This window comes from Epilithonimonas arachidiradicis, from assembly GCF_003610695.1.
GTDB classification, from domain to species: Bacteria; Bacteroidota; Bacteroidia; order Flavobacteriales; family Weeksellaceae; genus Epilithonimonas; species Epilithonimonas arachidiradicis.
The window spans coordinates 36,914-61,758 of record NZ_RAQH01000003.1 but is presented as its reverse complement, the minus strand read 5'-3'; the positions used below and the strand labels follow the sequence as shown (position 1 = coordinate 61,758).

Annotated in this window: 28 protein-coding genes; 15 read left to right on the top strand and 13 right to left on the bottom strand. The window is 36.6% G+C overall.

Going from position 1 to position 24,845, the window contains the following annotated elements:
* Positions 1–111: 111 nt before the first annotated feature.
* The 5 genes from BXY58_RS06145 to BXY58_RS06125 all read right to left on the bottom strand — a co-directional run bounded on the left by BXY58_RS06145 (position 112) and on the right by BXY58_RS06125 (position 5,608).
* Positions 112–513: an LNS2 domain-containing protein gene (locus BXY58_RS06145; RefSeq protein ID WP_120212949.1), complete on the bottom strand. Its 402-nt coding sequence runs from the start codon at positions 511–513 to the stop codon at positions 112–114.
* Between the two features lie 270 nt (positions 514–783).
* Positions 784–2,172, bottom strand: a complete 1,389-nt coding sequence (locus tag BXY58_RS17130) for a collagen-like domain-containing protein (protein WP_147366814.1) — start codon at positions 2,170–2,172, stop codon at positions 784–786.
* Positions 2,173–2,198: 26 nt separating this feature from the next.
* The gene (locus BXY58_RS06135; RefSeq protein WP_120212948.1) at positions 2,199–2,678 is read right to left on the bottom strand and encodes a T9SS type A sorting domain-containing protein; all 480 of its coding nucleotides are present in this window, start codon (positions 2,676–2,678) and stop codon (positions 2,199–2,201) included.
* Positions 2,679–2,732: 54 nt separating this feature from the next.
* Positions 2,733–4,115, bottom strand: a complete 1,383-nt coding sequence (locus tag BXY58_RS17125) for a collagen-like domain-containing protein (protein WP_147366813.1) — start codon at positions 4,113–4,115, stop codon at positions 2,733–2,735.
* 413 nt (positions 4,116–4,528) lie between these two features.
* Positions 4,529–5,608, bottom strand: a complete 1,080-nt coding sequence (locus BXY58_RS06125; protein WP_120212947.1) for a glycosyltransferase family 2 protein — start codon at positions 5,606–5,608, stop codon at positions 4,529–4,531.
* A gap of 78 nt (positions 5,609–5,686) precedes the next feature.
* Here BXY58_RS06125 and BXY58_RS06120 point away from each other — a divergent pair, with 78 nt between their 5' ends.
* The 3 genes from BXY58_RS06120 to BXY58_RS06110 are packed head-to-tail and all read left to right on the top strand — an operon-like array spanning position 5,687 to position 8,418.
* On the top strand, positions 5,687–7,072 hold the full coding sequence (locus BXY58_RS06120; RefSeq protein WP_120212946.1) for an APC family permease: 1,386 nt from the start codon (positions 5,687–5,689) through the stop codon (positions 7,070–7,072).
* Positions 7,073–7,109: 37 nt separating this feature from the next.
* Positions 7,110–7,508 carry a hypothetical protein gene (locus tag BXY58_RS06115; protein ID WP_120212945.1) on the top strand — a complete coding sequence of 133 codons (399 nt, stop codon included), beginning with the start codon at positions 7,110–7,112 and terminating at the stop codon, positions 7,506–7,508.
* Positions 7,498–8,418, top strand: a complete 921-nt coding sequence (locus BXY58_RS06110) for a hypothetical protein (protein ID WP_147366812.1) — start codon at positions 7,498–7,500, stop codon at positions 8,416–8,418. Before BXY58_RS06115 ends, BXY58_RS06110 begins: the two co-directional genes overlap by 11 nt.
* Before the next feature lie 61 nt (positions 8,419–8,479).
* Here BXY58_RS06110 and pheA read toward each other — a convergent pair whose 3' ends face one another.
* The 8 genes from pheA to gldB form a co-directional block, all read right to left on the bottom strand.
* Positions 8,480–9,328, bottom strand: a complete 849-nt coding sequence (gene pheA, locus BXY58_RS06105) for a prephenate dehydratase (RefSeq protein WP_120212943.1) — start codon at positions 9,326–9,328, stop codon at positions 8,480–8,482.
* A gap of 207 nt (positions 9,329–9,535) precedes the next feature.
* Entirely contained in the window at positions 9,536–10,327 is a 792-nt protein-coding gene (locus BXY58_RS06100; protein ID WP_120212942.1) for a DUF2490 domain-containing protein, read from the bottom strand.
* Positions 10,328–10,476: 149 nt separating this feature from the next.
* Entirely contained in the window at positions 10,477–10,920 is a 444-nt protein-coding gene (locus tag BXY58_RS06095; RefSeq protein ID WP_120212941.1) for a SusC/RagA family TonB-linked outer membrane protein, read from the bottom strand.
* Positions 10,921–11,049: 129 nt separating this feature from the next.
* Entirely contained in the window at positions 11,050–12,120 is a 1,071-nt protein-coding gene (locus BXY58_RS06090) for an endonuclease/exonuclease/phosphatase family protein (protein WP_120212940.1), read from the bottom strand.
* A gap of 5 nt (positions 12,121–12,125) precedes the next feature.
* Positions 12,126–12,623: a GNAT family N-acetyltransferase gene (locus tag BXY58_RS06085; RefSeq protein ID WP_120212939.1), complete on the bottom strand. Its 498-nt coding sequence runs from the start codon at positions 12,621–12,623 to the stop codon at positions 12,126–12,128.
* Positions 12,624–12,695: 72 nt separating this feature from the next.
* Positions 12,696–13,850 carry a cystathionine gamma-synthase gene (locus tag BXY58_RS06080; RefSeq protein WP_120212938.1) on the bottom strand — a complete coding sequence of 385 codons (1,155 nt, stop codon included), beginning with the start codon at positions 13,848–13,850 and terminating at the stop codon, positions 12,696–12,698.
* A gap of 76 nt (positions 13,851–13,926) precedes the next feature.
* Positions 13,927–14,253, bottom strand: a complete 327-nt coding sequence (gene gldC / locus BXY58_RS06075) for a gliding motility protein GldC (protein ID WP_120212937.1) — start codon at positions 14,251–14,253, stop codon at positions 13,927–13,929.
* An 86-nt stretch (positions 14,254–14,339) separates the two neighbouring features.
* Complete coding sequence (gene gldB / locus BXY58_RS06070; protein WP_120212936.1) at positions 14,340–15,323, bottom strand: gliding motility lipoprotein GldB; 984 nt, start codon at positions 15,321–15,323, stop codon at positions 14,340–14,342.
* 47 nt (positions 15,324–15,370) lie between these two features.
* Between gldB and BXY58_RS06065 the strand changes: the two genes are divergently transcribed.
* From BXY58_RS06065 to BXY58_RS06010, 12 genes are all read left to right on the top strand, one after another.
* Entirely contained in the window at positions 15,371–15,901 is a 531-nt protein-coding gene (locus BXY58_RS06065; RefSeq protein WP_120212935.1) for a GNAT family N-acetyltransferase, read from the top strand.
* A 5-nt stretch (positions 15,902–15,906) separates the two neighbouring features.
* On the top strand, positions 15,907–16,698 hold the full coding sequence (gene nadE / locus BXY58_RS06060) for an NAD(+) synthase (RefSeq protein WP_120212934.1): 792 nt from the start codon (positions 15,907–15,909) through the stop codon (positions 16,696–16,698).
* 36 nt (positions 16,699–16,734) lie between these two features.
* Positions 16,735–17,424, top strand: coding sequence for a hypothetical protein (locus BXY58_RS06055; protein ID WP_120212933.1), 690 nt, complete (start codon positions 16,735–16,737; stop codon positions 17,422–17,424).
* Between the two features lie 40 nt (positions 17,425–17,464).
* A complete protein-coding gene (locus BXY58_RS06050; RefSeq protein ID WP_120212932.1) occupies positions 17,465–18,118 on the top strand; it encodes a hypothetical protein in 654 nt (217 codons plus the stop codon).
* Between the two features lie 24 nt (positions 18,119–18,142).
* Positions 18,143–19,195, top strand: coding sequence for a bifunctional diaminohydroxyphosphoribosylaminopyrimidine deaminase/5-amino-6-(5-phosphoribosylamino)uracil reductase RibD (ribD, locus tag BXY58_RS06045; RefSeq protein ID WP_120212931.1), 1,053 nt, complete (start codon positions 18,143–18,145; stop codon positions 19,193–19,195).
* 53 nt (positions 19,196–19,248) lie between these two features.
* Positions 19,249–19,821: a hypothetical protein gene (locus BXY58_RS06040; RefSeq protein ID WP_120212930.1), complete on the top strand. Its 573-nt coding sequence runs from the start codon at positions 19,249–19,251 to the stop codon at positions 19,819–19,821.
* A 49-nt stretch (positions 19,822–19,870) separates the two neighbouring features.
* Positions 19,871–20,596, top strand: a complete 726-nt coding sequence (ubiE, locus tag BXY58_RS06035; RefSeq protein WP_120212929.1) for a bifunctional demethylmenaquinone methyltransferase/2-methoxy-6-polyprenyl-1,4-benzoquinol methylase UbiE — start codon at positions 19,871–19,873, stop codon at positions 20,594–20,596.
* 1 nt (position 20,597) lies between these two features.
* A complete protein-coding gene (porT, locus tag BXY58_RS06030; protein WP_120212928.1) occupies positions 20,598–21,410 on the top strand; it encodes a type IX secretion/gliding motility protein PorT/SprT in 813 nt (270 codons plus the stop codon).
* A gap of 313 nt (positions 21,411–21,723) precedes the next feature.
* Positions 21,724–22,026: a hypothetical protein gene (locus BXY58_RS06025; RefSeq protein ID WP_120212927.1), complete on the top strand. Its 303-nt coding sequence runs from the start codon at positions 21,724–21,726 to the stop codon at positions 22,024–22,026.
* Between the two features lie 2 nt (positions 22,027–22,028).
* Entirely contained in the window at positions 22,029–22,316 is a 288-nt protein-coding gene (locus tag BXY58_RS06020; protein WP_120212926.1) for a cell division protein ZapA, read from the top strand.
* Between the two features lie 314 nt (positions 22,317–22,630).
* A complete protein-coding gene (rny, locus tag BXY58_RS06015; RefSeq protein WP_120213250.1) occupies positions 22,631–24,202 on the top strand; it encodes a ribonuclease Y in 1,572 nt (523 codons plus the stop codon).
* 167 nt (positions 24,203–24,369) lie between these two features.
* Positions 24,370–24,825, top strand: a complete 456-nt coding sequence (locus BXY58_RS06010) for an Hsp20/alpha crystallin family protein (RefSeq protein WP_120212925.1) — start codon at positions 24,370–24,372, stop codon at positions 24,823–24,825.
* The last annotated feature ends 20 nt before the right edge of the window (positions 24,826–24,845 follow it).

Sequence of the window (24,845 nt, the reverse complement as noted above, 5' to 3'; positions counted from 1 at the left end):
AGGTGAAAAAAAAGCAAAAGGATTTCCACTACAATCGGGGCTATGGGATTTGTCATCCAATCAAAAATTCCCGAAAATAGAAACTTCGGGAATTTTTGATTGGAAATATTTTTAGTCACGGAAAACCTCTATGGTCACTTGTTTTTCCACCATATCTGTGAATTTCCCTTTGTATCTTGTGGCTTTAACCAAATGGTTATCAATCCAATGGTAATTTCCACCTCTTGGTTTCCCCAGCAAAACGCTGTGGTATTTGAAACCGTGTTTCTTCAGCCAGGTTTCTGTAATCTCTCTCAAATCCTCCGTTCTGGAAGTGAAAAAACAAATCTGATGACCTTCATCATACCACTTGTTGATGGTTGCCAAAGCGTCCGGAAAAGGTTCACAAGTTACCATTCTTTCTGGCTCTTCATTAGGTACATCATCCGTAATCGTTCCATCGATATCGATCAGATAATTCTTGATATCGCCTTTCAGCATTGGGCTCAGATGTTCTACATATTCTAATTCCATGAGGTTCAAAATTAAGTTGGCAAAATTACACTTTTATCTCCAGCACTACAAATCCTTAGCTAAAGTTTAATAAAATCTTAATTTTAAAGAATATTTTTCAGAATATTATTCGTTTAGATTGATCCGAATTTTATATAGAACGTATTTTTTTAACTCTGGAATAACAATTCTCACATTTCAACACCATAAATTAGACTTGAAAAATTTTATTATTACAAAATAAAAAGGGAGACAAGCCTCCCTTTTATAACACTGTTTATATTTGAAATTTTAAAAAGGATTATACCAAGCTGTACCATTATAGATTAGCAAACTTATTTTATAATTATCATAGTCAGCATATTTAAAACTAGAAAAAGTTGTACCATCTTGTATAATTATTTGCTTCCCATTACCATTAATAGTACCTACCGATAAAGGACTAATAATATAGACTAACTGGCCATTAGCAGGTATAGCAGGTAAATTTACAGTAAAATCTCCCGCAATATTGACAACCTGGTTATTTGTATTTAATGTTATACCAGACGTTACAGATGTAAATACAAATCCGTTTCCACTACCACTACCTGGTGTAGACCAAGTACCATCCCCTCTAAGATATGTGGAAGAGCTTGCCGTTCCTGATGTTGTAGAAATTTTAGCTACAGTAACACTTGCATCCGCAATTTTAGCAGTTGTGATTTTAGAAGCGCCTACGGTTATTACCCCGGCGGAAGTAATTGTCGCATCTCCAGTCATAGTCACAGGAGCCATTGGCGAATATGGCGCTACCGAACTAGTGAGAATCAACTGTGCTCCGGTTGTACCATTTGAAATACCAGCACCCGTACTACCGGTTGCCCCAGTAACACCCTGAACCCCCTGTGGTCCTTGAGGTCCTGCCGCACCGACTGGTCCTACTGGCCCTTGAGGTCCGGTTGCTCCCGTCAACCCAACACCAGTTGCACCGGTAACACCCTGAACTCCTTGGATCCCCTGTGGTCCTTGAGGGCCTGTTGCCCCGGTTACTCCTATTGGCCCCTGAGGTCCGGTTGCACCTGTCAATCCAGCAACACCAGTTGCACCGGTAATACCCTGAATTCCTTGAATCCCCTGTGGTCCTTGAGAACCCGTTGCCCCAGTTATTCCTACTGGCCCTTGAGGTCCGGTTGCACCGGTCAATCCAGCAGTACCAGTTGCACCAGTAACGCCCTGAACACCTTGGATCCCTTGTGGTCCTTGAGGGCCCGTCGCTCCAACTGGACCAGGAAGAGAGCTTCCTGAAGTTTTTGCATACAATGCATAAGGAACACTTAACAATTGGGAAGTTCCTGTTATGGTATAGTTTGTTGAACCTGTTGGATCTGTTTCTATCTTTATAAAGTAAGTATCAGCACCCCAATCAATTGTTGAATAAGAACCACTCACTTGGTTCCCAGCACCAATTTTCACTGTCACTAAACCATTTAGATTCGTTGATTGAGCTTGTGTTTCAGAATATACCACAGTTCCAGAAGGAGAGCCTTTCAATATAGAAAATCTCATCCCTACATTCTGATTCTTGACTAGTTCATTGCTTGAATTTCTTATGATTGCCTGATAACTCATAGCATCCTGGACTTGCGAAAATGCCAATGCAGAAGCCAAAGAAGCGGCTAAGAAAGAGAGCTTTTTCATAGTTGATTATTTTTATTTATTATAGTTTATTTATCCGTTTTTAAAACTTTGAATACCTTCATTGCTTTACCATCTTTTATGATTTTAAGATAATAAACCGCTGCAGGATAAGAAGCCATTTTAATGGATGTCTGCGACTCATTAATAGCTTTACCTGATAATGATTTTCCACTATTGTCATAAAGTTCATAGCGGTATTTTTTATAATCATTAAATCCTATTTTCAGGTTAAGAATATCCGGAGTCGGATTGGGGTAGATTTTCAGACTCATATTAATTTCTGTGATGTCAACACCCAATGTTTCCGTAATTTCATAAGCCTGTTGAACGCCCGCTGCAACACTCCCGCTTGACGATGTTGCTGTATCGTAAAAAACTTCTCCAATAGAAAAAGCGACATTTCCATTAGATCCTGAGGAATTGTCTCCACTCGTATTAACAGACGACTGAGCGTAAGATTGTATCGATAATCCTACAACAAATACTATTTTTATTATTGATTTCATTAGTTTAATTTATAATTTGTGATAATTATATTGATTGGATTTTCAACTGTGAATTTAGTATACAAACCACTTATTACCATTGAAAATTAGGATCATTCCAATATTGTTTCCATTGGTGGATGCATCTTTTCCAAATTCACTTATTTTTGAAGCCCCATAATCTTGTCCATTTTGACGGAATTTTTTAGTGCCTGGATCTAAAGTAGCAGTTTTGCTATCAGTAGATACATAAATCATTAATCCCGTGCTTGGATTTGCTGGAAGAGTGATAGTATAAGCTCCTGTAATGTACACCATCTGATTACTATTAATTAATGTAATATTACCCTGAGCAGTAGTCATTGATAAACTGCCTCCGCCTCCACCGCTTGGGGTAGACCAAGTACCATCACCTCTAAGATATGTGGAAGAATCCTTGGTCCCTGTTGCAGATATTTTTGAAACCGTCACTTTAGAATCTCCAATAGTTGTTACACCTGAAGCTGATATAGACACGTCTCCACTCATAGTGACCGGTACTGATGGTGAATAAGGCGCTACTGAATTAGTCAAAATCAACTGTGCTCCTGCTGTACCATTAGAAAAACCTGCTCCAGTATTTCCTGTAGCTCCGGTTGGGCCAGTATTTCCAGTTGTCCCCTGAATGCCTTGAACTCCCTGAATGCCTTGTGGACCTTGAACTCCGGTTGGACCAGTTATACCTTGAACCCCTTGAGGTCCTTGTACTCCAGTTGGACCAGTTATGCCTTGGATACCTTGTGGTCCTTGAGGGCCCGTTGCCCCGCTTACTCCTACCGGTCCTTGCGGTCCGGTTGCTCCCGTCAATCCAGCAACACCAGTTGCACCAGTAACGCCCTGAACACCTTGGATTCCCTGTGGTCCTTGAGGACCTGTTGCCCCGGTTACTCCTACTGGCCCCTGAGGTCCGGTTGCTCCGGTCAATCCAGCAATACCAGTTGCACCGGTAATACCCTGAACTCCTTGAATCCCCTGTGGGCCTTGAGGACCTGTCGCTCCTGTTGGACCAGGAAGAGAACTTCCTGAAGTTTTTGCATACAATGCGTAGGGAACACTTAACAATTGGGATGTTCCTGTTATGGTATAGTTTGTTGAACCTGTTGGATCTGTTTCTATCTTTATAAAGTAAGTATCAGCACCCCAATCAATTGTTGAATAAGAACCACTAACTAAAGTCCCGGCACCAATTTTCACATTGACCAAACCATTGATGTTTGTTGGCTGAATTTGCGTTTCCGAATAAACGACGGATCCTGTAGGAGAACCTTTTAATATAGAAAATTTCATCCCTACATTCTGACTTTTAATCAGTTCATTACTAGAATTTCTGATGACTGCTTGATAACTCATGGCGTCTTGTACCTGCGAGAATGCAAAAGTTGAAACAAGAGAAGCTGCCAAAAAAGAAAGCTTTTTCATAGTTGATTAATTTTATTTTTGTTTAATATTTTATTATCCTGTTATAAAGCCTTCTATAATTTGAAAGCTTATTATCTTCTATTCTGGATAGAAACCAACCATATCAAGCTATAAACACAAAATAATTATCAATTTTATTAAAATTATTTCTTATGTTTAAAAGATTACCACACCTTTAACAAAAGTATAAAAAATATATTCACAATAAATATTAATTTTTCACAAAAACACAAACAACCATTAGCTTGATGTTACAAGAGAATCGCCCTTTATATTTATAAAAAAAGCAACAAGATATTGTTGCTTCTATTAATAAATAATTGTTGAGGATGTACCTTAACTATTTTATCCTAAGATCAAGTTTTTTCCAATCATTATTATTCTATTTCATTTATTAAAATTCATTCCTAACTTTAAAAATAATCCGCCATCATAGACTTCAAATACTCTCTATTCTGATTTACAGAAGGACAATCGGGCCTTGATACGGAAGCCCTCTCGTTATATTCATTAGCTTTTGGATAATCTCCTAAAAATGAAAGACACACACAGGCTTCCAGATTTGGAATATAGCCGGAGTAATCAGAAAACACAAAACCCACATTATCAGACACCACAACCTTCGTAGCCAAATCAAACCATTTGAATGCCTGATTATAATTTTGTTTTTCTTTATAGTAATAACCTAACTCACAACAGATTTCCGGTCTCGGAATATCATATTCAAATGTTTTAAATAATGTTGGTAATATTTTTTCTTCAGATCCAATCTTTTTATATTCGATGGCCAATTGATGGCAGCAAGCTATTACATCTTCTATCCAACCCAATCCGGTTGCCAAAAATTTTTCATAATAAATGATTGCATTTTCAGTATCATTATGATCTTTGAGTTCCCGAGCATAATAATACAACTGTCTTGGAGAAAACGCTTTTCCGCTCTTCTCCAAAGCCCTGTAAATATCAACATTTCTGGTAGATACAACTTCTTGTCGGGTTTTCTTGTGCCAGATTTCAATATCTGTATATTGTAGGTGTCCAATCAAAGGAATACATTCGTGGACAGGATCAATCCATTGATAATTCTTACTTCTTTTAAATAACCTTTCACGTGTTGAATGAAAAGTAGGATTATTGTTGTGATCAAATGACAAAACATATTTCATCGTCACAATTTCAATATCATCACTTAGAGCTGTCTTTAAATTATTGATTTCTTGAACGGATTTTTCAGGTACAATATCATCTGCGTCCAGCCACATCTGATAATCCATTGTCGCTTTGGAGAATGCAAAATTGCGTGCTGCAGAAAAATCATTAATCCATTCAAAATCATAAACTTTATCGGTGAATTGCCTGGCAATTTCCTTAGTTTCATCAGTAGAACCTGTATCAACGATGATGATTTCATCCGCAAAATCCCTGGCACTTTCCAGACATCTTCCTAAAACTTCTTCTTCATTTTTAACAATGAGACACAGACTGATTTTCATAGACTAAAAATTTTTCCAGGCTAAATATACAGGTTTTAATGTCTTGATTATTATTATATTTGATTATTAATAAAAACTATGGAGAAAAAACTCAAACTTTGGGACGCTGTGATGATCGTAATGGGATCAATGATAGGGAGCGGAATTTTTATCGTGAGTGCAGACATTATTCGGAATCTTGGTTCCGGCTATTGGCTAATTGTTGTTTGGTTAATTACAACATTAATGACCATTGCTGCAGCCATAAGTTACGGTGAATTATCAGCAATGTTTCCAAAAGCTGGCGGACAATATACTTACATCACAGAGATTTTTGGAAAACTAATGGGTTTTCTCTATGGCTGGGGAATGTTCACTGTCATCCAAACCGGAACAATTGCCGCGGTTGCTGTTGCTTTTGGGAAATTTACGGCTTATCTTATTCCGAGTCTCAATGACGCAGCTCCGATTTTCCAAAACGGCGACTTTAAAATCACGTGGATTCAGATTCTGGCGATTGTCGTCATTCTGTTCCTCACTTTTGTGAATACTAAAGGTGTTCAAAGTGGAAAAATTCTCCAAAACGTTTTTACTTCATCCAAAATCATCGCACTTCTTGGTTTGATTGTTCTTGGTTTCGTCCTGATTTCTCAATCCAATTGGAACTCTAATATGAGCTTTGGCTGGGACGCTTTCCAAAATCTGAAACAAACCGAATGGAAAAGTATTTCCGGAGCGACTATTCTTGGCGGAATTGCCGCAGCAATGGTTGGCTCTGTTTTCAGTTCTGTGGCTTGGGAAAATGTGACTTTCATTTCCGGAGAAATCGAAAATCCAAAAAAGAACGTGGTGAAAGCAATGATTTTGGGAACTTCTGCCGTGATGATTCTTTATCTTTTAGTGAATTTTGTTTATCTCAACGCACTCGACAGAGATTCCATTGCTTTTGCAGCGAATGACCGTGTTGCCGTTGCTGCAGCTGAAAAAATGTTTGGAAATGCTGGAACAATAATCATTGCAGTTCTTGTGATGATTTCGACTTTTGGTTGTGTGAACGGCATTGTTCTCGCTGGTGCAAGGGTTTTCCAGACAATGGCAAAAGACGGATTGTTCTTAAAATCTGCGGTTGAAAATAACAATAATGGTGTACCTGCAAAATCACTTTGGATGCAGGGGATTTGGGCAAGTTTGCTTTGTCTGAGCGGACAATATGGCGATTTGCTGGATATGATTTCGTTCGTGATTGTTTTGTTTTATATGATTACCGTTTTTGGTGTGATTTATCTGAGAATCAAAAAACCTGAACTGGAAAGAGGTTACAAAACATTTCTTTATCCTTTCACGCCAATTCTTTATCTTTTGATTGGAACCGGATTTTGTATTCTGTTATTCATCTATAAACCTCAATATACGTGGCCTGGATTAGGATTGATTTTGCTTGGATTGCCGGTTTATTTTTTTATTAATAAGAAAATTGTAAATTAACAAGCAAATTTTTTTTAATTTAAAATAAAAAATTAATATGTGGCCAAGAAATAGATATACTGGTCCTGGTGGTGGACTTTATACTGGTCCTGGTGGTGGACTTTATACTGGTCCTGGTGGTGGTGCATACACTGGTCCTGGTGGTGGACTTTATACCGGTCCCGGTGGTGGACTTTACACTGGTCCTGGTGGTGGACTTTATACCGGTCCCGGTGGTGGACTTTACACTGGTCCTGGTGGTGGACTTTACACTGGTCCTGGTGGCGGATTTTATACGGGACCTGGTGGTGGACTTTATACTGGACCCGGAGGAGGAATGTATAGTGGACCCGGAACTTATTTAAGCAATTGGCCTCCAATTCACATTCTAATTTTAGAATTGGAAAAAAGAAATATGAAAAGTTATGCAAATACGCTCAGAAAATATGGCTTCTAATTTTATAAGAAAATTTATATTTATTATAATCTTTTTAAATTTTTTTTCAGGATTTATATTTTGTCAAAAAAATTTTAGTCCAAAGCAAACATCTAAAACTGAAAAAATTTTAAATACAAAAAAAGATAAAATTGATATTTTAGAAGATAGAATTGAACAAGCAACTGAAACAATTTCTAATCAAAACAGTTTGATTTCAAGCTTTGGAACCATATACACAATATTAACCATTATTTTTACTGTAATTGGTCTAATAGTTCCAATTGTAACATATTTCTTTGGAATTAAACCTTCTAGAGAACAAATCAAAAACCTAGAATTAAATTTCAATGAGAGATTAGATTTATACCTTAAAGAAACAAAACAAAAAGAAATCAATTTTGCGATTGAAAATATCACTAAAGGTTCTCTAGAGCAAAAACAAAGTTCAATTGCTTATCTATCGATTATACAGCACGAAAAACTCACTGACGACCAATATTTTAAGTTATTTAAAATATTGAGTAATAACAAAATAGATATAACACAAGCATATACTCTTGCATATGTATTAATAGGTAAAAAAAATGAATACGCTACAGAATATTGTTATGATATTTTAAAAAATAAAATGGAATTTATGGAGTTTATTGCTGTAAAATATTTTTCAATAATCGGCTTAAAAGATTCAATTCCTCATTTTATAAAATATTTAAGTGAAATTTCAGATAAAAATAGCGCTTTAATTCGTATTATATCTTATATGAAACAAATAACACTCGAAGCTACAGATGACTTTTTAAATTCAGATATTACAAATGTTTTTGTATTGGAAGATAGAAAATCAATTAGTAGTAATCTTCTTGATTTCACTTTTCAGTCACAACCAGAAAAAGAAAGATTTAAAAAAACAAAATTTTACGCAACTTAATATAATGTTTGCATTATTAAACATTGATCTTTATTATTCTCTTAAACTATGATAAATTATTCTATCCCTCCAACAAAAACTCCTTATAATTCCCCAAAAACTTAACCTCTGCACCAATCGCTCTTAGTTCATCAATCGAATTGATATAAAGTACATTGTTCCAATCGCCGACAACGGTTACAAAAAAGAAATAATTCCCCAGTTTGGTTTTCAAAGTTCGGGATTCGATTTTGCTAAGGTTCATATTTCGCCACGCAAAAACCGATAAAACCTGATGCAACCCTCCGGCGTGATCTTGGGGTAAAGTAATCAGAAGCGCTGTTTTTTTTCCGATACTTTGCATTTCATTTTTATATGAATTCTCGGTTTTAGAAATAACAATGAATCTCGTATGATTTTCCTCGACATCGTGAATATTTTCGTGGATAACTTTTAAGCCGTACAGACTTGCCGCAAATTTGTTGGCGACTGCTGCTATTTTTCGGTCAGGATTTTCGGAAACACGTTTTGCTGCTGCTGCTGTTGATGCAAAATCCTGCTTTGGAACATCGGGGTATTTGTCATTCAGGAAATGAAAACTCTGCGCAAGCGCTTGCGGATGAGAATAGATCTTCTCAATTGCAGTATCATTTTCTTGACCCGGATGAATCATCAGATGATGCGCAATTGGCATTACTGCTTCTGCTTCAATCTTGATTTCCGGCGTCTGATAAAGATAATCCAAAGTCATAGAAACAGTTCCTTCTATTGAGTTTTCCAACGGCACAACCGCTTTATCCACTTCATTATTTTGAACCGCCAAAAAGCAATCTAAAATATTGGCTTTTGGAATCAATTCGTCATTGGGGAATAATTGAGTCGCGGTCAACTGCGTAAAAGAGGCTTCAGGTCCTAGGAATGCTATTTTCATTTTGCGAAATTAAAGATTATTCTTTATTTGAACCACAAAAGACACAAAAGAAAAGTTAGTTGCTCTTTAAGCTAAAAATAACCATAAAATCCTTCGACTCCGCTCAGGATGACAATTCTAAATACTAAACTATAATTATTAACAGTGTCTGCTGAACTGAGTCGAAGCCTTTAAACAACTTAAACTTTTGTGACTTTTGTGGTTAACCTAATCAACCGTTTTCTTAGAGAAATCAAAATTAAAGTTGGCGCTTACGATAAAACCATTGTTGTATTGGAATACATTTTTACCTTCCACTTCCCTTCCCAATTGAACAATTTGATTCAGATAACCGCCTTCTACTCTTACCAAATCATTGAATTTATAGCCTAACAAAACTCCGATTCTATTCTGATCAAAAATATTCTCGCCAACATTTTTTCCGAAACCAATCATTACCTCATCATAAACGGCAACATACGGTGTTTTGTCCGCAATTGAATTTCCTTTTAAAGGCATTTGCAAACGAATCATATACCGCGCTCGGTTCATAAATGGATATTGGTCTTCGGAAGTCAGATTAGCATTAGAATATCGCCCAACCCAACGCTGTTCCAGCATAAAACGATGTGACAAATCGATTTTTCCAATCTTGTCGGTTACAGTTGCCATCTCATAAATCCTATGTTCTGTGAAGTCTTTTCCCATTCCATTCAAAGGGATTTCACCGTAAGGAAAAGTCTCTGCCCAAGCGTAACCTAAGCGCAATTGCAAGTTCGGATTTACCTGATAATTGATTCCCAAACGTAAAAGACTCTGCTGCCAAGTCGTGATATAATCATTTCTTCGCCACTGATATTCGGTGTGAATAGAAAATTTGGAATCTAATTTAAACGTTCCGTTGTAAGCGTACCATCCGATATTATTATGATTGCTGATACGGTTTTGCGCGGAAAAAGAATTTGAAATTGAAACTAAGAATAATGCGCTAAAGAATAATTTTGCTTTAGTGAAAATCATATTGAAATTTTATCGATTTCTACAAAACTAACGATTCAGAAAGGGAAAAGCAAATTGGTTAGGCTACAATTAGTTTTAACGCAAAGGCACAAAATTATTTAAATGAAAATTTATTTTTTAAGGCACAAAAATTTTAACTTCGTTAAGATTTAATTAGTTTCTATGCTAATGGCAGGAACTTTATAATTATTGAATTTCTTATCTGGTTGCAGAATTCTAGCTCTTTTCAAAAGGTCTTCCGCAATCAGAATCGATTCGTTATGAACTTCGATATCATTCAGAAAAAATCTGGATTCTGAAGTAAGATTCAATCTTTTCTTGGCTTCGGAAACAGTTACTTTTTCGAGATTCAGAGGCTTTTTCATGATGATATTAATCAAACCATTTTTCACAAGGTCGTCGTATTGTTCGATTTGCGAAGATGGCGATTTGTAAACCTGAACACTTTCGATGTCTTCCGGATTGAAACTATGAAGCAACACATTAGAAACAATTACATTATCAACAATATAAATTGGGCTCACTTCAGATTTCTGAGCAAAAGAAAATTGAACACAAAAGAAAACGGCGAAAGCAAGAATCAGCTTTTTCATAAAAATTGGATTTAATTTTAAAATTAAAGAATCAGCAAAATTATTTCTCGCAGATTTTTTAGATTTAGCAAATCATCAAAAAATCTGCTCAATTTGCGAAATCTGGGTGAAATTTTATTTTAACAAAGTCTAGTTAGCGTCGCCCTTTTCGATGCCTTCTTCGATTTTTTCAAAAACCTCTTCCTGTTCATCATTAGAAATCCCGAATTGGTCTTCTTTGTCTTCGTTTCTTACAACCAACGAAATCCAAATCGGAAAATGATCAGAATCAACAGATTTCATCACTTTCATATCAACCAATCGGAAATGTGGGCTTACGAAAAAATGGTCAAGAGGCCAGCGCAGAAACCAATATTTGACGTGAAACGTATTGAACATTCCTCGTCCGCGTCGCGGGTCGAGCATTCCGCTGGATTTTAAAAATAATTTAGTCGTTCTGGACCAGGCGACATCATTCAAATCTCCAAAAACAATGGAAGGTTTACCGTAATTTCTCGCTTTTTCTCCAACCAAAAGAATCTCGGCATCGCGTTCTGTACTTTCAGGATTTTCCTGTGGAACCGGCGGTGTCGGATGAATTCCGAATAATCTGACTGTCTGATTATTATATTCCAAATCCGCTACAATTGACGGAATATCATCATCAATCAAATAATTGACTTCGTAATTTTTAACCGGAAAATGACTGTAAAATAAGAGTCCGTAAGTGTTAGCTAAAGGAACTTCAATTTTGTATTCGTAATGTTTTGTAACCGTTTTTAAGGCATTTTGCCATTCTTCATCGGTTTCCAGAAAAAACAAGACCGATGGATTTTGTTCTTTAACCAAATCAATTAATTTCTGATAATTTCTGTTATGCTGGTAAACGTTACAAACGAGAATATCGAGAACTTTCTCACTAGGATTTGGTTGCGTTTTATCAATCATCGTCTTCCCAAAATCTGTGTAAGGAAGGATGATGTAAAACAAATAGCCGGCACAAATAATCTCAACAGCTAGAATAATCTGCTCATAAATATTTGGATTTTCGAAGGCGAAAAACCAAGCGAAAATGAGAATTAAAAGAATAACAAATTTCTGAAAACGTGGATAATCAAAAACGCGAAAAGCCCAGTAAGTGTTTCTGATAGCCGGAATCAGCACCGACAGAATCGCTAAAAAGGAAATAATCCAATACAAACAGTGTGCGATATTTTCCATTTAGGCTAATTCTTAATGTTTTTCCCAAGAATAATTAAACTTCTTTTTTCCCCGTCGAGTTCAGCAATATTTTTAAGATTCGCCCACAATTCAAACCCAAATTTTTCGAATAAAGTCAAACTTGGAAGATTATGAGCAAAGATAAATGCGAGAAGATTTTCGATTCCGAGATTTGGCGCTTTTTCGATACAAGATTCCAGAATCTGCTTTCCGTAGCCTTTTCCACGAGATTGCTCAGAAAGATATATACTGATTTCAGCTGTTTTCTGATAAGCCGGTCTTCCGTAAAAATCCTGAAAACTAACCCAGCCAATGGTATTTTTTTGAGAGTCCTCGACCATCCAAAGCGGACGAAATTCTGAATTATGCTGATGAAACCAATCGAGTTTGCTCTCGACAGAAACAGGCTCCAAATCAGCAGTGACCAAGCGTGATGCGACAGTAGAATTATAAATTTCCACAATCTTCGGAAGGTCATCTAAAGTCGCATCACGAAAAGTCATACTTTTATTATAGCTGATGAATGATGATTGATAAATGATTTTATCATATTCTCAATCAATAATCATTTATCATTAATCATTTATTGAGTTAAATGCTTGTTCCAAATCGGCAATCAGATCTTCTGCATCTTCGATCCCGACACTTAGCCTTACCAAATCATCTGTGATTCCCAAAATAGCTCTTTTATCTTCAGGAATCGAAGCGTGCGTCATCATCGCAGGAAGATTTGCTAATGATTCTACTCCACCCAAAGATTCTGCCAAAGTGAAAACTTTGATATTTTCTAAGAATTTGATCGCATCTTCTTTTTTTCCGGACTTGAAAGTGAAAGAAACCATTCCACCAAATTCCGTCATTTGTCTTGTCGCCAAATCGTATTGCGGATGAGACGATAATCCCGGATAGAAAATTTTATCGACCAAAGAATGATTCTCAAGATACTTAGCAATTTCAAAACCGTTATCAGAATGTCTTTGCATTCTGAGTGCCAAAGTTTTGATTCCCCTTAATACCAAATAAGAATCGTGAGGTCCCAAAATTCCACCACTCGCAAACTGAATGAAATGTAATTTTTCTCCTAATTCCGCATCTTTTGCAATCAAAGCGCCGGCAATCACATCAGAGTGTCCGCCCAAATATTTGGTTGCGGAATGCATCACAATATCTGCACCCAAATCCAATGGTTTCTGAATATAAGGTGTTGCAAATGTATTATCAACAGCTACCAAAATATCTTTACCTTTCACAGCATCAGAAACCATTTTAATATCTACCAATTTCATCAAAGGATTGGTTGGCGTTTCTAGCCAGATTAATTTGGTTTTATCAGTAATAACACTTTCCAATTGCTCAACATTATCAAAACCGATAAAAGTGAATTTCAGCTGATACTTCTCAAATAATCTTGTGAACATCCTGTAAGAACCACCGTAAAGATCATCTACAGCAATCACTTCATCGCCAGGACTTAGCAATTTCATAACACAGTCTATCGCAGCCAAACCAGAACCGAATGCCAAACCTCTTGCTCCGTTTTCGATACTTGCCAAAGAATCTTCCAGAGCTTGTCTTGTTGGGTTTGCTCCTCTGGAATATTCGTAGCCGGAAAGCAATTGTCCCGGACTTTTTTGTGCAAATGTTGATGTTAAAAAAACAGGAACATTGACCGCTCCAGTCGCTGGTTCGTGGTGTTGTCCACCGTGTATAACTTTTGTATTGAATTTCATATTGTTGATTTTTAAGTTGGAAGATAGAAGTCTGAAGACGGATGAAAAGCTTCCAGCATCAAACTTCCAACAATTATTACATTTTTATCGCCGACTTCACAGCAAATTCCTCAGCCATTTCTCCAATCCATTGCGCTACATCTTCTTCACTGGTTGCTCTTTCGTAAGTATGTCCGATGGAAATTAAGATTTGGTGGAAAAACCTTTTCATTTCGTCAACAGGCATATCTTTTGTCCAAAGATCGATTCTAAGTGCTTCCATAGCTTTGCTATCCCAAACGGAAATCATCGCAGCTTTGGTTTCCTGTCTCTTGATTCCACCATCTTCGGCTTTCCAAAACATTTTTTCCGGAACGTGATTATCGTCCAGCTCTACGTCTATAACGATTTTTGTTTTTTTCATTGATTTTATTCTTATAAAATTTTAAATATTTAGAAATTAAGTGATTCTGAAAATGAAACTCATAATTAATAATTCATAACTAATAATTATTTTGGTCTGTATTCTGAACCATTGAAGATTTCTGTTGCATTCTTTTTCAAAAACACTTGTAGTTTTTCTTCCGGATGTGCTTTCAGATAATGTTTACAAATCTGCCAGCCTGTCCAGATCGCGATTTGTGGGGAACTTTCTCTATCCACTTCCGTATAGAATTTTGAAAATGGTCCAGGCGTGATGAATCTTTCGGAAAGATTTGGGTCAGCACTGAAAAGCAAATCGCTTTCCACAAAATAATTCCAGATATTAGCTTCATTAGCAACCGCCCAATCGTATTGTTCTTTGGTATAATTAATTTTCAAATAATCTGAAACATTAGGTAAAAATGCGTCTTGGAGAATCTGAATCTTTCCCTGATAAACCATTTGATCAAGAAATTTCTGTTGATCCAAAGGCACAGGAACTAATCTTGCTGCAAAAAATGCCGAAATTTTAGGAACCAAATTTTCCGGATTCATCGATTTTTGAAAATATAATTCTAAACCTTTGTAGTTCTTGTTTCCATTTCCTAGAAAACCTGTAATATCAACAAAAAGCATATTCTGATCTTCTCTCAGGAATATCGGATCCGTTACATTTTGAGGATCAATAACCGATGAATAAAGGTAAATATGAGGTGGAATAAAATTCGGAAAATAGTTTTTGATACGTGAAAAAAGATCGATTAAATCTTTATTTAACTTAGTTTTATCAATCTTGGAAATCGCTTCTTTATAAATGCGAACTTCCATTGTATCTTTTCTTCTTTCACCATATTCAGAATCCGGAACAGAGCCTTGAAACCAGGGATATTTCTTTTTGAAATCGTCCAAACTCACCGATGAATTGTAAAACTCACCGGATAGATCTGTGACCTCGACTTTTTTGACCGGATTTTTGATTTCGACATTCCATTGGTTTTCATTTTCTTTTTTACAGGAAATCAATCCAAAAACTAAAACTGCAGAAATCGTGATATATCGGAAAAACTTCATTATTTTTACATTAAGATTTTCGAAAAGCAAAAATACAATTTTAATAGATGAAGCTCCCAATATTTACAGAAAGATTAACGCTAAGAAAGATAACAATAGATGACGTCGATAATATTTTTCAACTAGACAGCAATCCTGCAGTGATGAAATATGTTGGAGTTCCACCTGTGATCAACAAACAAGAATCTGCAAAAATGGTTGAGAATATCATTAATCAATACGAAAAAAACGGAACAGGGAGATTAGCAGTTATTGAAAAAGAAAGCAATCAGTTTATCGGCTGGAGCGGAATTAAACTTTTGACAGAAGAAGTGAACGGTTTTAAAAATGTATATGAATTAGGCTATCGTTTTCTTCCTAAATTCTGGGGAAAAGGTTACGCAACCGAATCAGCAATAGCTTCATTAGATCTTGGCTTCAATCAACTTAATGCTGATAAAATCTATGCTTACGCTGATGTTGAAAATGAATCTTCCAATTACATTCTCACAAAATTAGGTTTTGAAAATAAAGGAACTTTTCTTGATAAAGGTGATATTTGTAATTGGTACGAATTAGAAAAAAATAAAAGAAAATAAAAATAATGCAGACACAAAAAGTAATAGATCATATCGTCAACTGGTTAAAGGATTATGCAACCAAAGCTAACTCAAAAGGTTTTGTAGTAGGCGTTTCCGGAGGAATTGATTCCGCTGTAGTTTCAGTTTTAGCAGCTAAAACGGGACTGCAAACTTTGGTTTTGGAAATGCCAATTCGTCAAAAGGCTGATCAGGTAGACAGAGCTCAGGATCACATCGATTTTCTGAAAGCTAATTATCCTAATGTAGAAGGTTTCCGGGTTGATTTGACGCCTACTTTTGAAAGTTTTGAAAAAACAACAGAAGGCTACAAAGACGAATCGCCGAATAAAAATCTTGCAGAAGCCAACACAAGATCAAGACTGAGAATGATAACACTTTATTATTATGGTCAAATCAACGGATTATTGGTAACCGGAACAGGAAATAAAGTGGAAGATTTCGGAGTCGGATTTTTTACAAAATATGGTGACGGTGGCGTTGACATCTCTCCTATTGCTGATCTTTATAAAACTCAGGTTTACAAAATTGCAAAAGAACTAGGAATTCTTGAAAGCATTCAGATAGCAAAACCTACAGATGGACTTTGGGAAGTTGAAAGAACGGATGAAGATCAAATTGGCGCCACTTATCCGGAATTGGAATGGGCAATGGAACAGCAGATCGCAGGAAAAAATGCAGAAGATTTTAGCGGGAGAGAAAAAGAAGTGATGGAAATCTATCTGAGATTCAACAGAGCAACTCAACATAAGATGAATCCAATTCCTGTTTGTGAAATTCCGCAAGAATTAAAATAGAATTTAATTTTTTGACAACTACAAAAACAATAGTTTATGCAAGAAGAAATCAGCAAACATTCCAGAAAAATTTATAAAACTGTAAAAAATCCAAAACATACAGTCAACGAAAAAATTAAAGAAATCATTGTCGAAATCTTTATTATTGTTTTTGCAGTATCACTTTCTATCTGGCTTCACGGCTGGAGCGAGCACAGACACGAGCAAAAAGAATCTAACAAATTTCTAAAAGAACTGAAAACTGATCTGGAAGCAGATGCAAAACTGATTGAAGAAAATAAAAAAATATTGTCAAGTCTTGATAGTGATTATAAATTTATTCTCTCTTTAAAAAACAAAAAAATACCTGTAACAGACAGTTTGGTAGGTTCTCATTCAAATTTTTATCTTTTGGGCTCTGCTTTCAATGTTGGAAGATATGAAGGTTTCAAATCGAGTGGTAAAATTGGAACAATAGAAAACGATTCTTTAAAGAACCAAATTTTGGCATATTATCAACAAACTTTACCTAATCTTACATTCAGAGTTAATTTTATAAATTCTGAACAACTGAAAATAAAAGATGCGGATCCCGGTAATCTTAATTTATCCGATTTTTATAAAAGTCAAAGAATGCAGTCTAATTATTCTAATTTGAGTTATAATAGTAAAGGCTTGATAGATGAATATCAAAATGCATTAAATCAGATTAATCAAATCCTAAAGGAAATTGATTCTGAAAAATAAATTAGAAGGTAATTAGATACAAACAACAAATCTAAAATATATGAAAATCAGAAACCTACTTGCTATTTCAATCGGCTTAGCTTTTTCATCCCTTATTCACTCTCAGGAAACTAAAACAGAAGAAACTACAGCTCCTGCTCCTGTTGAAGTGATTGACAGACTTAATATTCCGGGTCCGTTGACATTTAATGGCAATGAATATTTCCTGGCTTGGAGCAAGCAAAACTCAGCGACATGGGCGCAGCAGCAATATATTTTAAGAGATGATGATTTCAAAAATTATAAGGAACTCATTAACATTTCATACTTTGATAAAGAAATTGATATCGAAACGGCTGTAAAACAAAAAGTGGAATATGTTGAGAAAAGAAAGGAAAGAACTCAGGATAAATATTCTTTTGTGAGCGTAACAGAAAGTCCGGATGGCAAGGAAATCATTGTAGATTACCTCGTAACGGTTGTTCCACAAGAAGGCGAATCTTACGCAGAATATAATATTGATCGATTCAAAAATTTTGATACCAATGGCAAAAAGTCGTTCGTGATTTTTTCTTATTCAAAAAGAATTGCCGGCGATTTGAAATACTCAAGCAAAACTCTATCCAAAGAAAGAAGCCGACTGATGGAAGCGGTCATTACGACTGCAGTTCCGATGGTAACTTACAAACCGACTGCGGTAGAACCGAAGAAATAAATTTTATTAGAAGTCAGAGTTAAGATGTCAGAAGCTAAAAATGATGATGAGTTTTACATCAAACGATGTATCGAATTAGCCGAAAAAGCTTTAGGAAAAACCTACCCCAATCCTTTAGTTGGTTCGGTAATCGTTTATAATGACCGAATTATCGGCGAAGGCTTTCACAAGAAAGCAGGCGAACCACACGCAGAAATCAACGCAATTAATTCCATTAAAGACGAAGACCAACATCTGATCCCGGAATCCACCATTTACGTTTCACTGGAACCTTGCGCTCATTTTGGAAAAACGCCACCTTGCGCTCTTAAAATCAAAGAATTAGGCTTCAAAAAAGTGGTCATTGGCGCAATGGACAGTCACGATAAAGTGAATGGAAAAGGAAAAAAAATCATTACTGAAGCTGGAATCGAAGTGGTTTCCAGCATTTTGGAAAATGAATGCAGACAACTGAATAAGCGATTTTTCACTTATCACGAGAGAAAACGACCATTCATTATTTTGAAATGGGCACAATCTGCGGATGGTTTTATGGATAAAGATTTCAAACCAATTCAAATCAGCAATTCTCTTTCCAAGCAATTGGTTCATCAGATGAGAAGTGAAGAACACGCAATCCTAGTTGGAAAAAATACTGCGCTTCACGACAATCCGAGCTTGACGGTAAGAGAAATCGAAGGTCGAAATCCTATTAGAATTTTGATTGATTTCAATCTGGAAGTCTCTGAAAATTCTAATATTTATAATGACGAAGCAGAAACAATTATTTTTAATTCGGTTAAGGACTTAGAAGATAAAAATCTGAAATTCATTAAAATAGTAAGAGAAAATTCACTTAATCAGATTTTAGAAAAATTATATGAATTACAAATTCAGTCTGTGATTATCGAAGGCGGAAGCTTTACGTTACAGGAATTCATCAATCAAAATCTTTGGGATGAGGCTTTGATTTTCAAAAATCCAAATCTTAATCTGAAAAACGGAACCAAAGCTCCGGAATTCAATTTCAATCCTCAAAAAATAGAAAACCTGAGAGACACGGAAGTTTTATTTTTCGTTAATCAAAGCCTTGATTAATATCAGAATGACGGGTCAGAAAAAATCCGTAAATTCGCACCTTTAATCATTCTATGAAAAATCTGAGCGCATCTGTAAAAGGTTTGATTTTTTCTTTGTTGGCAATGGGATTTGCTTTTGCTGTTTACTTTTTGTTTTTGGCAAAACCGAATTATTATTTGGTGGACAATCCTACGCCGGAAACTTATTATTTCAAAGTCAATAATGGCGAAGAAAAAGTGTTGTCTGCCGGACAATATCTTAAAGTTGACCTTAAAAAAGGGAAAAACAAGATTCAGGTTTTTGATCAGAACAAACAAATGCTTTACGATTCTGCCTTTACAGTAAACAAGGTAAGAGGTCTTCTTAATATCACACACAAAGATTATTATATCAACAATCAATATTATGGCTACGGTTTGAACAAAGATTCGCTGATGGCGACAAAACCGGGAATCGAGATTGACAAGAAGCTTTATCTTGGCGATGTTAAGAAAATGAACAAGCTGTATTCTGAAGATTTTTACTATAACCTGGACGAAGATTATGACCGCGTGATCAAAAATGTAGCAAAAGTTGAAAGCAGATCTAAGATTTTCAGAAAGCAGGATTTCATTAATTATTATAACAATTATTACAAATTTTGATGATTCGGTTGGAGCAATCGTTTATCAATTATTATTTATCAACTATAAAATGGAACACAACAACGTAACACCATATAACTCCGAAAACAGCAAGAAAAGTCAGGTAGAAGATATGTTTGACAACATTGCGCCAAAATATGATCTTTTGAATCACGTTTTATCCATGAAAATTGATGTGCTTTGGAGAAACAAGTTGGTAGATATGCTGAAGCAAGACCAGCCAAAATTGGTTTTGGACGTTGCAACAGGAACCGGAGATCTGGCAATTACCGTTCAGAAAGGAACCGGCGCTAATGTTGTCGGACTCGATCTTTCTCAACAAATGTTGAACGTTGGAATTGAGAAAATCAAGAAACAAAATCTTGACAGCAAGATCACGATGCAGAAGGGCGATGCGGAACAACTTCCGTTTGAGGACAATAAATTTGATGGCGTTACCGTTGCATTTGGAGTAAGAAACTTTGAAAATCTGGAAAAAGGATTGTCAGAACTCCGAAGAGTGGTGAAAGAAAACAAAAGTATTTATATCTTAGAGTTTTCTAAAGTCGAAGGATTTTTAGGACCTTTTTATATGTTCTATTTTAAGAACATTTTGCCTGCAATCGGGCGTTTGGTTTCTAAAGACAATCGTGCTTACACGTATCTTCCGGATTCTGTAAACGCATTTCCCTTTGGAGAAAAAATGAAAAGCATTCTTTTGAATACAGGTTTCAAAAAAGTTGAATACAAAAAACTAAGTTTAGGAATAGCCACCATTTATAAAGCTACAAAGTAGAATGAAGCATCTATTTATCAAGATCTTATCAGCAGCCGTCATCCTTATCGGAAATCAACTTCAGGCTCAGACTTTCAACAACTTGTTCAGAACCAGGGACAGACAGGAGAATAGAGAAGGTATGGATCTGGAAAAATTCAGTTACGGATTTTACCTGGCCGGTAACAATTTTGATTACAAAATGGTTCTCAATCCTGCTTATGGGATGGATGGCAACAAAAATTTGGTAGAATCCAAATCCACTTACAGCTTCGGCGCCGGATTGATTGGAAAAATGAGACTTAATTATTATCTGGATCTCAGGATAGAACCAGGTTTGCATTTCGTTCAAAGAGATTTGACCTTCAATACTTTTGATAAAGTCAATGCAGCATTTCCGGGTGGTTTTATATTGCCCGACGGAAGTGTAACACCCAATATTGATCCTCCAACTGATGTGGATCAAAAAAGAATGATAAAATCCACTTATGTTGACGTTCCCATTTTGTTAGAAGTCCACGGCGACCGCTGGTACAACTCTCGTCCTTACGCAGCTGTTGGGGTCAATTATCTGATGAACCTCCAGTCCAACGAGACTTCCGAAGGTGACAACAGTGTGAATACTTTCCGTACTACCACACATAATTTCGGTTGGTCAGCAGAGATTGGGATTCAGTTTTACTTCAGCAGATTCAAGCTAACGCCAGCCATCCGGGGAACATTCTTCACCAATAACGAGCTGGTTCAGGACAAAGCAACCACGCCGCCGTATTGGACACCAGCCATTTCCACAATGCAAACGCGGGCATTTATGTTCGTTCTGAAATTCGAATAAAATCAACCAAGCTTTCTCTTCAGGAAGCTTTTTTTGGGCGTGCCCTTTTGTCCCGATTGCATCGGGACAAGCAGGTCGGTCTACAGGCAGTCGCTTCCGCCAAAGGCGGAGAGCTCCAACAATGCCTTCCGCCCTCACGCAGCTGCGCAAAAAACACAAAATCTTAACCCAAATCAACAATTCTCTACCGTTCAGAAATTTTAAATCCTTATAAATCAAACAAAAAACCCATCATTTCCAGAAAAGAACAATATCCTGTTAATTCATCATTAATTTTTCCTATTTTTGTAAAAGTTAGAATTTAACTCTGGTTATGTTAAGTGAATTAGAAAACAATTTTTCTGTTTTGGAAAAAAAGATTCTCGGTCTTTACAAGAAGTATAAGAATCTTTCGGAAAAACATGCAGAATTATCTGATGAGCTACAAAAGTTGAAAGAAGACCATGCAGAAGAAAAACGCAGAAACCAGATATTAGTAGAAGAAAATAAAGAATTAAAGCTCTATTCAGCAATATCCGGGAACGCAGAACACAACCGACTGATGAAGAATCACATCAACAGGTTGGTCAAAGAAATTGACATGTGCGTCTCCGAACTACAAAACAGCGGTTTATAAAGATGGATTTTAGAAGAATAACAATCAATATTGCTGGGCGAAATTATCCGCTGAATGTTCCTGCTGCCGAAGAAGAAACACTTCGTAAAGTAGGAAAACAGATAGAAAGTATGATCAAGGATTTCGAGGCTAGCTTCGATGTAAGAGACAAACAGGATGCTCTTGCGATGTGTGCCTTGAAACTGGGAACCAATGCAGAAGTATATTCTTTAAACAACGAAAAAAATATTAAAAATACAAACGAGCGCATTAGTAAGATTAATACGCTTTTGGAACAGCTGGAAAAGTAATTTTCCGGTTTACAAGTTGCCTACAATAGTTCTAACACAAAGAAGTAAACTCAACAATTAAAAATTACCGGACGAAAGTTCATTAGATGGCGTGCTGCCTTGCGCAGATTACAGACAATGAAAATCAGTCCAAATCGTGTTTTTATGGAGTTTACTCTATAACTGAACTGTTGTAGGTTTTTTTATTTAAGATGGAAGATTGATGACGGATGCGGGAAGTAAAAAATAGAAAATTTAAGTGGAAAAACATCCATCTTCCCACTTCTGACTTCCAACAATTAAAGAGACAATTAAAACTCAATATATATAAATTTATGGACACAATTACCATTATTATCGGTGTTGTAGCACTTCTTATCGGAGCTGTTGGTGGACTTTTCTTCGGGAAAAGCGCTATCAATTCAAAAGCGAAATATATGATCGAAGATGCCAAGAAAAGCGCCGAAAACATTATAGAAAAAGCGAATGTACAGGCAGAAGCCGTTAAAAAAGAAAAGCAACTTCAGGCCAAAGAAAAATTCCTGGAACTGAAGTCTCAGCACGATGCGGACATCCAGTCGAGAGAGAAGAAAATGCAAGAGGCGGAAAAGCGTACAAAAGATAAAGAAAACAAGCTGAACGACGAACTCAGCAAAGCCGGAAAGCTGGAAAAAGATCTTGAGAAGCAGATTAATGACTACAACAAAAAGCTGGAAATTATTCAGAAAAAGCAACACGATCTGGATGTCGCTACTGCTCAAAAAGTAGAGATGCTGGAAAAAATCTCCAACTATTCCGCAGAAGAAGCGAAAAATGAATTGGTAGAATCTCTGAAGGCTGAAGCTAAAACCAAAGCTCAGGCACACGTTCAGAGCATAATGGAAGAAGCCCAACTGAATGCTAAGAATGAAGCCAGAAAAATCGTTATTCAGACTATCCAGAGAATTGGAACGGAACAGGCGGTTGAGAATTCGGTTTCTGTATTTAATATTGAATCAGACGAGATCAAAGGTAGAATCATTGGGCGTGAAGGTAGAAACATCCGTGCATTGGAAGCGGCTACAGGTGTCGAAATCATAGTGGACGACACACCAGAAGCCATTTTATTATCCTGTTTCGACCCTGTGAGAAGAGAAATCGCGAGACTATCCCTACATAGATTGGTAACTGACGGAAGAATTCACCCGGCAAGAATCGAGGAAGTAGTTGAAAAAACGAGAAAACAAATTGAGGAAGAGATTATTGAAGTCGGAAAGAGAACAATCATTGACCTTGGTATCCACGGCCTGCACCCGGAATTGGTTAAGATTGTTGGTAGGATGAAGTTCCGTTCTTCGTACGGTCAAAACTTGTTACAGCACTCTCGTGAGGTTGCTAACATCGCTGCAACGATGGCTGCAGAATTAGGCCTTAATGTTAAGCTGGCGAAAAGAGCTGGTTTGCTACACGATATCGGGAAAGTACCTGAGCAGGAATCTGAATTGCCACACGCCCTTCTTGGAATGCAATGGGCAGAAAAATATGGCGAGAATGCAGAAGTGATCAATGCGATTGGGGCTCACCACGATGAGATTGAAATGACTTCTCTCCTATCACCTATCATTCAGGTGGCTGATGCGATTTCCGGAGCCAGACCAGGCGCAAGAAGACAAGTTCTGGAATCTTATATTCAAAGACTGAAGGATCTGGAAGCAGCAGCATTGAGTTTTGAAGGTGTTTCAAGTGCCTATGCGATTCAAGCTGGTAGAGAGCTCAGAGTAATGGTAGAAAGCGGCAAGGTGAATGATGAAAATGCGTATCAATTGTCTTATGACATTTCGGAAAAAATTCAGAACGAACTGACCTACCCTGGCCAGGTAAAAGTCACCGTGATTCGGGAAACCAGAGCGGTGAATATTGCGAGATAATTCAGAATAATAGATAAAAAGGCTTCCAGTTTTGGAAGCCTTTTTTGTATGACAAAATTTCACTTTGGAAATGACAAAATTTCTACATCCTATATCTGGCATATTGTTGGAAATATGATTGGTGAGTTCATTAAAATAATTGTTAAACCTTTTAAATCTAGTTTGTTATGTCAATCGTAAAGAGAAACACTGGCGACTTGTTCCCTGCCAGTCCGAGAACACTGTTCGATGACTTTTTCAGCCGCGAACTTTTTAACTGGGGCAATAATAATTTTTCATCTACCCGTTCTACACTTCCATCCGTCAATATCAAAGAGCAGGATGATCGGTTTGAAGTAGAAGTAGCAGCGCCGGGAATGGAAAAACAGGATTTCAAAATCACCTTGGAAGGTAATCTGCTTACCATCTCTTCTGAGAAAAAGACGAAGGCAGAGGAAAACAATGCACAGTATATGCGCAAAGAGTTCAGCTACCAATCGTTCAGCAGAAGTTTTGAACTAGCCAAGGATGTCGTGGATGAAGAACGCATAGAAGCCACTTATGACAATGGCGTTCTGCGACTTTTAATCCCGAAAACCGAGAAAGCTAAAAAGCAGGAACCAAAACTTATCGAAATCAAATAATAGCAGCAAGGCTTCCAAAT